This window comes from Roseobacter sp. MED193 (assembly GCF_000152965.1).
Taxonomy (GTDB): Bacteria; Pseudomonadota; Alphaproteobacteria; order Rhodobacterales; family Rhodobacteraceae; genus Pseudophaeobacter.
Genome location: NZ_CH902583.1, coordinates 2,066,754 through 2,080,324, shown reverse-complemented (window position 1 = coordinate 2,080,324; position 13,571 = coordinate 2,066,754). Strand labels below are relative to the sequence as shown.

Genomic DNA, 13,571 nt, shown 5'->3' with positions numbered 1-13,571 from the left:
GTTTCTGCTCCGGGTGCTGTGCAGATTTGGGGCTGATACTATTCCCAGCCAGCCTCGTTAAAGATCTTCTGCGCCTCTGGGATATTCTTGGCGACTTCGGACAGGTTGATATCATCGGGCTTAAAGTGCCCAAGAGCTGCGATGCTCGGCGCTAGGCCAACGCCGGGTACACTGGGGTATTCGTCGTTGCCGGCAGAAAAATACTGCTGTGCCTGGTCAGAGGCGAGATACTCTAGAAACTTCACCGCATTGTCGCGGTTTGGCGCATGGGCGGCAACGCCCGCGCCAGAGAGGTTCATATGGGCACCCACAGTGTTTTGCGAGGGGAAGACCCAGCCGATCATATCCCGTTGATCCGAAACACCTTTGACGTTCTTACGGATCGTGCGGGCGAAGTAATAGCTGTTGCCAACTGCGATTTCACATTCACCAGAAACGATACCACGCAGCTGATCTGTGTCGCCTCCCTGCGGGGCACGGGCCATATTCGCCACCACGCCATCTGCCCATTCCAAGGCTTTTTCCGCCCCATGGTGCGTTACGATCGAAGCCAGGAGCGTCTGGTTATAGGTGTTGCTGGAGGACCGGATACAGATTTGGCCCTGGTAGGCGGGATCCGCGAGGTCGAGGTAGGTGCGTGGTGGGTTTGTCACATCGTTTTTGTCGTAAAAGATGATCCGCGCGCGCTGGGAAAAGCCAAACCACTGGTTGTCAGCATCCTGAAGGTATCCGGGGACGCGCGCCTCCAGAAGGTCGCTTTTGACCGACTGCAGAATGCCCGCATTTTTGGCCCGTGCTAGACGCGAGGTGTCAACGGTCAAGAGAATGTCGGCGGGTGAGTTGGCACCCTCGGCAGACATCCGAGCAATCAACTCGTCCGCTTTGCCTTCGATCCGGTTGATGGTGATGCCAGTAGCGTCTTCAAAATCAGAGTAGAGGCGTTCGTCGGTGTCGTAGTGACGAGAGGAATAAAGATTCAACTCACCTTCGGCAGCAGCGGAGGTTGCAAGGGCGGCGACAAGAGTACCAGCGAGGACAGAGGGGGCTTTCAACATAGCAGTTCCGATCTAAAAGTGACGGGCCAGATTGGGGAATTAGAATTCCGACTTCTTTTGTCAGTTATAGGAAAGTGAACCAAAGGGAAATAGAGTGCAACCACACTAGGCGCAAAAACTCTTGTCATAGAAATGCAAGCCCAGGCCTGGTTGGCTCTGGGGCAGACGGATCCGTTTTGGCAGAAGAGCTGGAGCGATAAAACTACAGAGCAAACACAAAAAAACCGCATCCAAGGATGCGGTTCTTCCGGTTAGAGCGAGATCTTAGTCTCAGCCCTGGCGTGCTTTGAAACGCGGCTGTGTCTTGTTGATCACATATACGCGGCCCTTGCGACGCACAATGCGGCAATCACGGTGCCGGTTCTTGAGCGAGCGGAGCGAGTTCTTGACTTTCATAGCCATTCTCCTGTTCTGCGGCGCGAACCAGCGCCTGGGTTGCGGGTGTCTGGACCGGATGGCCAAAACAATGAATTCATGGTGGGCACTACAAGGTTCGAACTTGTGACCCCTTCGATGTCAACGAAGTGCTCTACCGCTGAGCTAAGCGCCCATGAAACCCTTGCGATCCTCTGCCCCAAAATAAATGGGACGCGGAGAACCGCGCCGGTGAAGGGGTCTATAATCAGAGTCGCGAAGGGGCGCAAGAGCTTTTGATGCTAGAATTTTCGCTCTATGGTGATTTCCAGAAACCAAGGGCAAAAGCACCTATGTCAAAGCAAGCATTTTCCGTTTTTTCGCCGGTTGAGCTGACCTCAGCCGTTGTTTTTGCCTCGCCGCATAGCGGATCTGACTATGATTCTGCCTTTCTGCAAACGTCTGTCCTTGATGCCCAACAGATTCGCAGCTCGGAAGATGCCTTTGTGGATCAGCTTTTTGCCGAGGTTCCCAAATTCGGTGCCCCTCTCCTGACGGCTACCAAACCGCGTGCTTATTTGGATCTCAATCGGGCTGTCGAGGAATTGGATCCGGCGCTGATTGAAGGCGTGGCGCGCCGGGGGCAAAATCCTCGGGTTGCGTCGGGGTTGGGGGTGATTCCCCGTGTGGTGGCAAATGGACGGGCGATTTACCGTGGCAAGTTGCAACAGCAAGAGGCGCAGCGACGTATCCAGCAGTATTGGCACCCCTATCATACGGAATTGCAGGGGCTGATGCGGCAAGCGCAGGGCAGGTTTGGTCATTCTATTCTGATCGACTGTCATTCCATGCCACATGAGGCGGTGGCGGCTTTGCCGAATCGAGGGGCTGCGTTACCGGAGGTGGTTCTGGGGGATCGCTTTGGCTCTTCTGCAGGAGCAGAGGTGATGGATCAGGTCGAGGAAGCCTTTGTACGGGCAGGGTTGCGGGTGGCGCGCAATGCGCCTTTTGCCGGAGCCTATATCACCCGAACGTATGGGCGCCCATCGCGCGGTCAGCACGCCATACAGGTGGAGATTGATCGCGGGCTTTACATGAATGAGGCAGAGATCCGCCCGAGTGCCGATTTTGCAGCCTTTCGCGAGCTCTTGGGGCAGGTTGTCCGGGTGATCTCAGGTATTAAGCTGGGGCAAGATGAAATGCCACTGGCGGCCGAATAGCTCCTCGCTTTCTGAGGACACCGCAATGGCTGCGGGCTGTTGTGCATGGAGTTAGGTCAGCGCAGCGCGCGCCCCTTTAGAATGGCACTCTCGCCAAATCGCTTTCGAATCGCATCTGTGGCGCGTTCTGCTTGGGCACGTTTTCCCGCCTGGGGGTCCAACAGGTCTCCGCTGGAATCGGCCTGAGCTTCGGGAACCAGATCCGAGATACCACAGCCGAGCAACCTGTAAGGTCCCTGGTCTCCAACCTGATCGAGCAGTGCGCGCGCCTGGCGATAGATGACATCGGCCAACTGCGTTGGGCTGTGCAGTGAGATCCGTCGTGTCAGCGCCGAGTGATTGGTTCGTTTCAGTTTGAGCGTCACCACCCGTCCGGCCATGGCTTTGGCCTTGGCGCGATCCGCCACCTGCTCTGCCAGCCGCCACAGATGACCATCCAGTACATCGATATTCGCGGTGTCCTCCAAAAAGGTGGTCTCCTTGGATATGGATTTCACAGGGGCATTTGCCGAGACCCGGCGGCGGTCTTGGCCACGTGCCAGATGCCAGAGCCGTTCTCCGGTGCTGCCAAAGCGGGCGATGAGATCCTGTTGCTCCCAACGCAAAAGATCGGCAAAACTGCGAATGCCTGCCTTTTCCAGTGAGGCCTGTGCCGCCGGGCCGATCCCCCAAATCATTCGCACAGGTTTGTCGCGCAGAAAAGCAGCAGTCTCGCCCTTGCCGATCACCGAAAACCCACGCGGCTTGTCCAGATCAGAGGCAACCTTGGCCAGGAACTTATTGTGTGACAGCCCGATTGAACCAGTGATTCCCAGCTCATCCTTCATCCGCTTGACGAGCCGTGCCAACATCACGGCGGGCGGGCGACCGTGCAGTTTTTCCGTGCCAGAAAGATCCATGAAGGCCTCATCCAGAGATAGGGGTTCCACCTCCGGCGTGAGTTCATCCATCATTTCTCGCACCGCCCGGCTGACCTCGACATAGGCCGACATGCGCGGTTTGATCACCACCGCGTCGGGGCAAAGTTTGAGCGCCTGAAACATCGGCATGGCAGAGCGCACCCCGCGAATACGCGCCACATAGCAGGCGGTCGAGACCACGCCGCGTTTGCCGCCGCCAATGATCACCGGTTTGCTGGCAAGTTCTGGATTGTCACGTTTTTCGACGCTGGCATAAAAAGCATCGCAATCCATATGCGCAATCGTCAAAGAAAACAGCTCGCCGTGCTGCTTGATCCGCGGGCTGCCGCAGTGTGGGCAACGTCGCGTCGGAGCGATCTGGCTGAGGCAATCACGGCAAAGGGCTTGCATGGCGCTGTGGGGGCTCTATCTCTGTGCAGGGCGATGCTGTGTTTACCGCCGCAGTCTCGACTTGTCTTTGAGTCTATCAGTTTTCAAGCGATGAACATGTCTTTTTCTGGCGCAAAGCTAGCCCTGTTTCTTGGGCAGGAGCTCTTGGTTATCAAACGAGATGACAAACCGGATATTCCTTATCCGGGCTATTGGGACTTGCCGGGTGGTGGCCGCGAAGGAGAGGAAAGCCCAGAGGCCTGTGTTTTGCGGGAAACCCTGGAAGAGGTGAGCCTGTCGATCCCGATATCAGATCTGACCTGGTCCAAAAGTTATCAACGCCCACGGGGCAAGGTTTGGTTTTTCGTCAGCCATCAGTCAGAAGAATTGGTAAAACAGGTGCGCCTCGGGTCTGAGGGCCAATGCTGGCGTTTGATGGACCCGCAAGACTATTGCCGAAATACGCTGGCGGTGCCTCATTTTGCGGAGCAATTGCTCAGCTATCTTGGTCGCTGAGGCAGATGTACGCTCTCGCGAGGATCTTTGTTGAGCGGCTTTTTTGGGAAAAAACTCCCCCGCTCTGAGGCGGGGGCAGGGAGACGAGCCTCAGGAAGAGGAGCCCGTCAGGGGAGTGTCTCACAAACAGAATCGCCTATCATCGGGGGTTTCGCAAATCTCATCTGGTGTCTGACTGGGCGCCCTACCCCTAGATGTGGCATTCCCGTCACGGGACAATTTGGCACAGTTTAAGGGCTGTGCCGAATTTCTCGCCTGAATACATCAGGTTGACGTAGGGTAATCTTGTTGGGGTGGAGTCAGAATGTCCCATTAGGGGAAGAGCATCGGAAGTTTATTTTTTGATGCATATTTAGGCACCGATGTCCGGAAGCGCGAATTTTGGCGCCTCCAAACCGACCTGACGCACAAGGTATAGGCTGAACTCTGACGAAAAGATGCGCTGATAGTCAAAAAATATACGCGCCTGGTCCAGCGTCTCATTGTCAGGCCGAGCGCAATTCGTCCACGATCGCCAGGGCAGCGGCACGAGGATCTGTGGCCTGCCAGACGGGACGTCCCACAACGATGTGATCTGCGCCTTCTTGAACCGCAGAGGCGGGCGTCGCCACCCGCTTTTGATCTCCCAGCGCTGCTCCAGTTGGGCGCACCCCTGGGGTGACAATCAGCTTGCCTGCCGCCTCGGGTAGGGCGCGGATCAGCGCGGCCTCCTGTGGGCTGGCGATCACCCCGTCAGCGCCGGCAGTAAAGGCCTTACCAGCGCGTTCTTGCACCAGATCACGGATCTCACCGGGTTTGATTAGGGCGCTATCCAGATCGGCACGATCCAGCGAGGTAAGGATGGTAACGGCAAGGATCTTCATTTCTTTGCCCGAAGCCCCCTCTTTGGCGGCGCGCACCACATAGGGGTCGCCATGGACGGTGAGGAAGTCCAGATCAAACTGTGACAGACCGCGCACCGCCTTTTCCACCGTTGCGCCGATATCAAACAGCTTCATATCGAGAAAGATCCGTTTGCCCAGTTCCTGCTTCATCTCATTGGCCAGCGCCAGCCCGCCACCGGTGAGCATGCCAAGGCCGATTTTATAGAACGACACGGCATCACCCAGCTGCTCCGCCAGCTTCAGCCCGGCAAGCGCATCCGGAACATCCATGGCAACAATCAGGCGGTCGTCGGCTGTGGTCTGGGTCATGGTCTATCTCCGGTTTCAGGGCTGAGGGAATGGCGCTTTCCTACTGTGCGGGCGGCTCTGAAGAAAGCCCAAATCCCCAAAAATCGGCTTCAGTATTGAGCCATATCAGGGAATTTTCAGGAATTTTGCCACAGGATGATCTTGAAGAGGCGACAAGACCTCCCAAATTGATCTGTGAGGCCCGGACCGGGGTGTGCCGCATAGCGGGCACCGCCACATTTATCCGGGCGCTTGAAAAAGGAGAGAGACATGGACTTGAACAAGTTCACTGAGCGCGCACGGGGTTTCGTGCAGGCGGCGCAGACTATTGCGATGCGTGAAGAGCATCAGCGGATGATGCCGGAGCATCTTCTCAAAGCATTGATGGATGACGATCAGGGGTTGGCCAGCAATCTGATCGGTAAATCGGGTGGCAATGCCGCCCGTGTGGTTGAAGCCGTGGATGCGGCTGTGGGCAAATTGCCCAAGGTCAGCGGTGATGCCGCGCAGGTCTATTTGGATGGCCAGACTGCCAAGGTTCTGGATGAGGCTAGCAAGATTGCCGAAAAGGCTGGCGATAGCTTTGTGCCCGTCGAGCGGGTGCTGATGGCGCTGTGCATGGTAAAATCCAAAGCCAAGGAGGCGCTGAGCGCTGGCGATGTTTCCGCGCAAAAGCTGAACGAAGCGATCAATGACATCCGCAAGGGGCGCACAGCAGACAGTGCCACCGCTGAGGAGGGCTATGACGCGCTGAAGAAATACGCCCGCGACCTGACCGAGGCGGCCCGCGAAGGCAAAATCGATCCTATTATTGGCCGGGACGAAGAAATCCGCCGCGCCATGCAGGTGCTGAGCCGCCGGACCAAGAATAATCCGGTTCTGATTGGCGAACCTGGCGTTGGTAAGACCGCCATCGCGGAGGGCATGGCGCTGCGTATCGTCAATGGCGATGTGCCCGAGAGCCTGCGTGACAAGCAGCTCTTGTCGCTGGACATGGGTGCGCTGATCGCCGGGGCAAAGTATCGCGGTGAATTTGAGGAACGCCTCAAGGCGGTTCTGACCGAGGTGACAGAGGCGGCTGGTGAAATCATCTTGTTTATTGATGAGATGCACACCCTTGTTGGGGCGGGTAAATCTGACGGTGCCATGGACGCGGCCAATCTGATCAAGCCGGCGCTGGCAAGGGGGGAGCTGCACTGTATCGGTGCAACCACCCTGGATGAATACCGCAAATACGTGGAAAAAGACGCGGCTCTGGCCCGTCGCTTCCAGCCTGTTGTGGTGCAGGAACCCACGGTGGAAGACACCGTGTCGATCCTGCGCGGCATCAAGGAAAAATATGAGCTGCACCACGGGGTACGGATTGCGGATGCGGCCCTGGTCGCGGCGGCCACCCTGTCGAACCGCTATATCACTGACCGTTTCCTGCCAGATAAGGCCATCGACCTGGTGGATGAAGCCGCCAGCCGGTTGCGGATGCAGGTGGATAGTAAACCAGAAGAGCTGGATGCGCTCGACCGACAGATCCTGCAGATGCAGATTGAAGAAGAGGCGCTGAAGGTAGAAGAGGATGCGGCCTCCAAGGATCGTCTTGAAACGCTGCAAAAGGAGTTGTCGGATCTGCAAGAGCAATCCTCTGAGATGACGGCCCAGTGGCAGGCCGAACGGGACAAGCTGGCTGGTGCCCGAGACATCAAGGAGCAGCTGGACCGTGCCCGCGCCGATCTGGAGATTGCCAAACGGGAATCGAACCTGGCCCGCGCCGGGGAGCTCTCCTATGGCGTCATTCCGAACCTGGAAAAACAGTTGGCCGATGCTGAGAGCCGCGAAGAGCAGGGCGTGATGGTGGAAGAAGCCGTGCGCCCCGAACAGATCGCAGGGGTGGTCGAGCGCTGGACCGGGATTCCGACCTCCAAGATGCTGGAAGGCGAGCGTGAAAAGCTGTTGCGCATGGAAGATGAGCTGCACTCCCGCGTCATTGGACAGAACGCGCCGGTGACGGCGGTGGCCAATGCAGTGCGCCGTGCGCGCGCTGGGCTAAACGATGAGAACCGCCCGCTGGGCTCCTTCCTGTTCCTCGGGCCAACCGGTGTGGGTAAAACCGAGCTGACCAAGGCTGTCGCGAACTTTCTGTTTGACGATGACAATGCCATGGTGCGCATCGACATGTCGGAATACATGGAGAAGCACAGCGTTGCCCGCCTGATCGGGGCGCCTCCCGGCTATGTTGGCTATGATGAGGGCGGGGCCCTGACTGAAGCGGTGCGGCGGCGTCCCTATCAGGTGGTGCTGTTCGACGAGGTGGAAAAGGCGCATCCGGATGTCTTCAACGTGCTCTTGCAGGTGCTGGACGACGGTATGCTCACTGATGGTCAGGGGCGCACGGTTGATTTCAAGCAGACGCTGATCATCCTGACCTCCAACCTCGGCGCGCAGGCGCTGAGCCAACTGCCCGAAGGCGCCGATGCCTCGGATGCCAAGCGCGATGTGATGGATGCGGTGCGGGCTCATTTCCGGCCAGAGTTCCTCAACCGGTTGGATGAAACCATCATCTTTGACCGGCTGGCGCGCAAGGACATGGATGGCATCGTTGATATCCAGATTGCCCGCCTGGCCAAACGCCTGGCCGCGCGCAAGATCACCCTGTCGCTGGATGAGGGTGCCAAGACCTGGCTGGCGGATGAAGGCTATGATCCGGTCTTTGGCGCGCGTCCGCTGAAACGGGTGATCCAGCGGGCCCTGCAGAATGCGCTGGCCGAGCTGTTGCTGAGCGGTGAAGTCAAGGACGGCGATACCGTTCCGGTCTCTGCCGGGAGTGAGGGGCTGATCATTGGTGACCGTCTGGGCACAACAGATCGGCCAAAGCCGGATGATGCTGTGGTGCATTGATCTGAGTGATCAGTCTCACCCGAAAACAATAGGACAAAGCCCGCCAATTTCGGCGGGCTTTGTTATGTGAAATCGCCGTTTCCAGGTGGCTTGTCTACTCTTCGATGGCTTCTTTTACGATCTCATCCAGAAGGGTTTGGATGATCTGCATATCTCCCTTTGGGAAACTGCGGAAGCCGATGGTGACAGTGTCTTCGCCGGGACGTTGGGCGACAAAGATGTCATAGGGGCAGAAGGTGATATTCATTGGATCGGCCTCCATCACCTGCCGCGACAGTTTGGCAGAACAGAAAGAGTAGACATCGGCCTGCTGAAACAGCACCACGTCAGAACCCACATCGGCGCGGGTGCGCTCCAGCATTTCGCCCACATGGCTGATATGATCCACCACAAAGCCGCGATCGGTGATCGCGCTTTCCAGGCCAAAGGTGACATCAGCGTAGTCCAGATCGGTTGAATAGCTGACCATGTCCTGAGCCTGCGCAAAGGCTGGGGCCAAAAGCAGCGTGCCCAGGGCAATAGCGGCGGTAAAATGTTTCATCTGGATTCTCCCAATGTGATCTGCGGTGACTTGCTCAATCAATCTATCCCCTTCATTTTGGGGATAGATACAGGCAGCACCGGGCCACCTGTAGGTTTTATATATAGGAAATTTTGCATGGGTTTTGCGGCAAAAGCTATAGAATTTCTCGCACTTGGGTTTGTTTTCTTTCTGGGCGCACTGGTGTTGGTGGGGGTGCTGCTGTTTGTGGTGGACCGCTTGCAGACCCATGATGCCATCCGCAGGAACTATCCAGTTGTTGGCCGTTTCCGCCATTTATTCAGCACCATGGGGGAGTTTTTTCGCCAGTATTTCTTTGCCATGGACCGCGAGGAGCTGCCCTTTAACCGCGCTCAGCGTGAATGGGTTGGCCGTGCCGCCGAAGGTGCAGGCAATACTGTGGCTTTTGGCTCGACGCGCAATATTTCGGTGCCCGGTACGCCCATTTTTGTAAACGCGCCTTTCCCGCCGCTGAACGATCAATATGCCAGCACCGAGCCCCTGTGCATCGGAGCAGAGGCGCGCGTGCCCTATATGGCGCCCTCCTTCTTCAATATCTCAGGCATGAGCTATGGCGCGCTGTCACAGCCTGCTGTGCGGGCGCTCAGCCGAGGCGCCCGTGAGGCTGGTGTCTGGCTGAACACGGGCGAGGGTGGTCTGAGCCCGTTTCATCTGGAGGGCGGTTGTGACATCGTCTTTCAGATCGGCACTGCAAAATATGGCGTGCGCAATGCCGAAGGTGGTTTTAGCGACGCCAAGCTGCGCGAGGTCGCAGCTAATCCAACGGTGCGGATGTTTGAGTTGAAACTGTCACAAGGGGCAAAGCCCGGCAAGGGCGGCATCCTTCCCGCTGAAAAGGTCAGTGCTGAGATCGCGGCTATTCGGGGCATTCCTGAGGGCGAGGCCAGTATCTCGCCCAATCGGCACCCTGAAATGAAGAGCTTTGATGACCTGTTGAACATGATCGCCCATGTGCGGGAGGTAACGGGCAAACCGGTGGGCATCAAAACTGTGGTGGGATCCGAGGCGGTGATGCGGGAAATGTTCATGGTGATTGCTTCCCGTCCTGAGGCGGCGCCGGATTTCATCACCATTGATGGCGGTGAAGGCGGCACCGGAGCGGCGCCAATGCCCTTGATTGATCTGGTGGGCATGTCGGTTCGCGAAGCCTTACCTATGGTTTGCAACCTGCGCGACGAATATGGCTTTCGGGACCGGATCCGGTTGATCTCCAGCGGTAAACTGGTCAATCCCGGTGATGTGGCCTGGGCGCTGGCGGCAGGGGCAGATTTTGTCACCACCGCGCGTGGCTTCATGTTTTCATTGGGCTGCATTCAGGCGCTCAAATGCAACAAGAATACCTGCCCCACTGGCATTACCACCCATGACCCCCGTTTTCAAAAAGGCCTGGTGGTTGAGGATAAGGACAAGCGTGTGGCACGTTACGCCAGCGAAATCATCCATGAGGTTGAAACCATCGCTCATTCCGTTGGCGTGACCGAGCCGCGCAAGCTGCGCCGCCGCCATGTGCGCATCATGCAGGAGAACGGACACTCCCGCCCGATGAATGAAATCATGCCAAGTTACAGTGCCATCGCGCAGACGTGACAGGATATGTTTTGGCCTGGGGGCTGCGCTGCGCTAGGCCTATGGGAACTGTTATTCTTAGGAGAAGCCCATGGCTCGCCGCTGGACCAATACCCTGACCGCCGCTGATGTGACGCCCAAAGCCGCCTTTTTGAACCGCCGCCAGATCATGGCGGGGCTTGGTGGTATGGCGGGTTTGGCTGGAATGGGGGCCTTGCCAGGTGCGGCGCAGGCTGATGAGCTGGAACCGAACTCCTGGGAGGATGTGACCACCTATTGCAACTACTATGAATTTGGCACCGGCAAGGGCGATCCCGCTGAATATGCTGGGCAACTCACCACCTCTCCCTGGAGCGTCAAGATCGACGGCATGGTCGAACGCCCCGGCGACTATGATTTTCAGCAGATCCTGGGGGAGATGACGTTAGAGGAGCGTATCTATCGCTTCCGATGTGTCGAGGCCTGGTCGATGGTTGTGCCCTGGACCGGGTTTGAGCTGGCAGATCTGTTGGCCCTGGCTGGCGTGCAGGCTGAGGCAAAATACGTGGCTTTTGAAACGCTTTACCGCCCCTCGGAAATGCCCGGCACTGCGTATCGCGTCCTAGATTGGCCCTACCGAGAAGGTCTGCGCCTGGACGAGGCTATGCATCCGCTGACGCTGATGGCGACTGGCATCTTTGGCAAAGACCTTCCCAACCAAAATGGCGCTCCACTGCGCCTGGTGGTGCCATGGAAATATGGCTTTAAGTCGATCAAATCCATTGTGCGGATCACACTGACCGATGAAGAACCCCCCACAAGCTGGAACATGGCAAATGCGCGGGAGTATGGGTTCTATAGTAATGTGAACCCGGAGGTCTCGCATCCTCGATGGAGCCAGGCTACTGAACGCCGCATTGGCAGCGGGCTGTTTGCCAGCCGCCAGGAGACCCTCATGTTCAATGGTTACGAAGCCGAAGTAGCCTCGATGTATGAGGGAATGGATCTGGCGCAGAATTTTTGACGCACAGGATGATAGACAGACTTAACCAGGGCCTGCGCAAAGTTCCTATATGGTTGCTTTATCTTTTGGGCGACCTGTATCCGGGATGGCTGCTCTATCTCGGTCTGACTGGTGGTCTGGGGCCGGACCCTGTGAAAGCACTGGAGCACGCGCTGGGCGAGGCCGCACTCCAGTTGCTTATATTAGGTTTGGCAGTAACCCCCCTGCGCCGGTTCCTGGGGCTGAACTTGCTAAAGTTTCGCCGCTCTGTTGGGGTATTGGCCTTCACCTATGTAGCGCTGCATCTTTTGGTCTGGCTGCTGCTGGATGTTCAGATCCTGTCGCAGGTCTTCAATGACATTATTAAACGCCCCTATATCACCATCGGCATGGTTGGCTTTGCGCTTATGCTGCCCCTGGCCCTGACCTCAAACAACCTGTCTTTGCGTCGCTTGGGAGCCGCACGGTGGCGACGTCTGCACCTGTTGACCTACCCAGCAGTACTATTGGCGGCTCTGCATTTTGTTATGCTGGTGAAAGGGTTTCAGATCGAGCCCTTAATCTATCTGAGCGTGGTTCTGTTTCTCTTGCTGTGTCGTATTCGTGTTGTTGGGTAGTTTTGGGTCTGTCGGGGGTATTTTTGAGGGCTGGACGGGGGAATCTCTTTGGAATGGCTTTGGGATTTGCTGCGAGTCGTTTGGGTTTGTTGTAGTTTGTGGTGCGTGAGGGGCTAGATGTTGATTTGGGCGCTGTTGCGGGATTGCTCTGGGTGGTTTGGTTTGCGGATGTTTGGGGTTGGCCGCTGCGGAGGCTTCATTTAACGCTTTGTTTTTGGGTGATTATTTCTGTTTCTCCAAAAAAGGTGTGATTTTTGTAATTTAGGTATTGCGGGTGATTTGAGTTATGCTTAGAACCCCCTTCACCGGCAGCGGCGACGCGGCACGGCGGGGGGTTGCGAGGCTCTGGACGGATCGGAAAGACGATTGAGACGCTCAGGAGAGACTGGGGCATCTGAAGGATGTCGTGAGGCGGTAGCGCTAAGGAATTGGCGCCTCTGTCTTATTTTTGGCCTTTTGGTGTAGCTCTTTGACATTGATGAAAACTGAAGAGATATGTGGGCGGTTTGGTTCGTTTCGATGGATCAACGTCTGTATATCAACGCTCTTAGTAATATTGCGGCGCTCAAGTAGCGAAGCGGTAGCGCGATGATAGAGTGTCAGCTTCACTGTTTGAACGGTTCACTGTTTTCTTATGAAAACTGTGTACATCAAACAGATGACTTCCGATACGTGTCCAATCCTTAGCCGGGTGGACATAGAGGCCTGCCCCCAAAGGTGGCCTTGAGTATTGGAGATGTGCAGAGGTTCGAACGTCAAGGATAAGCAAGCGATTGCTTTTCAACTTGAGAGTTTGATCCTGGCTCAGAACGAACGCTGGCGGCAGGCTTAACACATGCAAGTCGAGCGCACTCTTCGGAGTGAGCGGCGGACGGGTTAGTAACGCGTGGGAACGTGCCCTTTTCTAAGGAATAGCCACTGGAAACGGTGAGTAATACCTTATACGCCCTTCGGGGGAAAGATTTATCGGAGAAGGATCGGCCCGCGTTAGATTAGATAGTTGGTGGGGTAACGGCCTACCAAGTCTACGATCTATAGCTGGTTTTAGAGGATGATCAGCAACACTGGGACTGAGACACGGCCCAGACTCCTACGGGAGGCAGCAGTGGGGAATCTTGGACAATGGGCGCAAGCCTGATCCAGCCATGCCGCGTGAGTGATGAAGGCCCTAGGGTCGTAAAGCTCTTTCGCCAGAGATGATAATGACAGTATCTGGTAAAGAAACCCCGGCTAACTCCGTGCCAGCAGCCGCGGTAATACGGAGGGGGTTAGCGTTGTTCGGAATTACTGGGCGTAAAGCGCACGTAGGCGGATCAGAAAGTATGAGGTGAAATCCCGGGGCTCAACCC

At 56.6% G+C, this 13,571-nt stretch carries 11 protein-coding genes, 1 tRNA gene and 1 other annotated feature; of the genes, 6 read left to right on the top strand and 6 right to left on the bottom strand.

What is annotated here, in order from left to right; genetic code table 11:
* Positions 1-38: 38 nt before the first annotated feature.
* The 3 genes from MED193_RS12360 to MED193_RS12350 form a co-directional block, all read right to left on the bottom strand.
* Complete coding sequence (locus MED193_RS12360; protein WP_009810065.1) at positions 39-1,055, bottom strand: Fe(3+) ABC transporter substrate-binding protein; 1,017 nt, start codon at positions 1,053-1,055, stop codon at positions 39-41.
* 270 nt (positions 1,056-1,325) lie between these two features.
* Positions 1,326-1,451, bottom strand: coding sequence for a type B 50S ribosomal protein L36 (ykgO, locus tag MED193_RS12355; protein ID WP_008205324.1), 126 nt, complete (start codon positions 1,449-1,451; stop codon positions 1,326-1,328).
* Between the two features lie 79 nt (positions 1,452-1,530).
* Positions 1,531-1,605, bottom strand: a tRNA-Val gene (locus MED193_RS12350).
* A 157-nt stretch (positions 1,606-1,762) separates the two neighbouring features.
* Between MED193_RS12350 and MED193_RS12345 the strand changes: the two genes are divergently transcribed.
* Positions 1,763-2,629, top strand: a complete 867-nt coding sequence (locus tag MED193_RS12345; RefSeq protein WP_039966860.1) for an N-formylglutamate amidohydrolase — start codon at positions 1,763-1,765, stop codon at positions 2,627-2,629.
* A 56-nt stretch (positions 2,630-2,685) separates the two neighbouring features.
* On the opposite strand, the gene MED193_RS12340 is transcribed toward MED193_RS12345, so the two are convergent.
* Positions 2,686-3,939, bottom strand: coding sequence for a DNA polymerase IV (locus tag MED193_RS12340; RefSeq protein WP_039966161.1), 1,254 nt, complete (start codon positions 3,937-3,939; stop codon positions 2,686-2,688).
* A 96-nt stretch (positions 3,940-4,035) separates the two neighbouring features.
* On the opposite strand from MED193_RS12340, the gene MED193_RS12335 reads away from it, so the two are divergent.
* Positions 4,036-4,434 (top strand): NUDIX hydrolase, encoded by a 399-nt coding sequence (locus tag MED193_RS12335; RefSeq protein WP_039966160.1) that lies wholly within the window; start codon positions 4,036-4,038, stop codon positions 4,432-4,434.
* A gap of 485 nt (positions 4,435-4,919) precedes the next feature.
* On the opposite strand, the gene pyrF is transcribed toward MED193_RS12335, so the two are convergent.
* Positions 4,920-5,627 (bottom strand): orotidine-5'-phosphate decarboxylase, encoded by a 708-nt coding sequence (gene pyrF / locus MED193_RS12330; RefSeq protein ID WP_009810060.1) that lies wholly within the window; start codon positions 5,625-5,627, stop codon positions 4,920-4,922.
* 249 nt (positions 5,628-5,876) lie between these two features.
* Here pyrF and clpB point away from each other — a divergent pair, with 249 nt between their 5' ends.
* A complete protein-coding gene (gene clpB / locus MED193_RS12325) occupies positions 5,877-8,495 on the top strand; it encodes an ATP-dependent chaperone ClpB (RefSeq protein ID WP_009810059.1) in 2,619 nt (872 codons plus the stop codon).
* A gap of 94 nt (positions 8,496-8,589) precedes the next feature.
* On the opposite strand, the gene MED193_RS12320 is transcribed toward clpB, so the two are convergent.
* Positions 8,590-9,036 (bottom strand): DUF302 domain-containing protein, encoded by a 447-nt coding sequence (locus MED193_RS12320; protein ID WP_009810058.1) that lies wholly within the window; start codon positions 9,034-9,036, stop codon positions 8,590-8,592.
* 117 nt (positions 9,037-9,153) lie between these two features.
* On the opposite strand from MED193_RS12320, the gene MED193_RS12315 reads away from it, so the two are divergent.
* The 3 genes from MED193_RS12315 to msrQ all read left to right on the top strand — a co-directional run bounded on the left by MED193_RS12315 (position 9,154) and on the right by msrQ (position 12,222).
* A complete protein-coding gene (locus tag MED193_RS12315) occupies positions 9,154-10,644 on the top strand; it encodes an FMN-binding glutamate synthase family protein (protein WP_009810057.1) in 1,491 nt (496 codons plus the stop codon).
* 70 nt (positions 10,645-10,714) lie between these two features.
* Positions 10,715-11,626, top strand: coding sequence for a protein-methionine-sulfoxide reductase catalytic subunit MsrP (gene msrP, locus MED193_RS12310; RefSeq protein ID WP_009810056.1), 912 nt, complete (start codon positions 10,715-10,717; stop codon positions 11,624-11,626).
* Positions 11,627-11,637: 11 nt separating this feature from the next.
* Positions 11,638-12,222: a protein-methionine-sulfoxide reductase heme-binding subunit MsrQ gene (msrQ, locus tag MED193_RS12305; RefSeq protein ID WP_157041483.1), complete on the top strand. Its 585-nt coding sequence runs from the start codon at positions 11,638-11,640 to the stop codon at positions 12,220-12,222.
* 789 nt (positions 12,223-13,011) lie between these two features.
* Positions 13,012-13,502 (top strand) — a sequence feature (16S ribosomal RNA rRNA prediction is too short).
* Positions 13,503-13,571 lie beyond the last annotated feature (69 nt).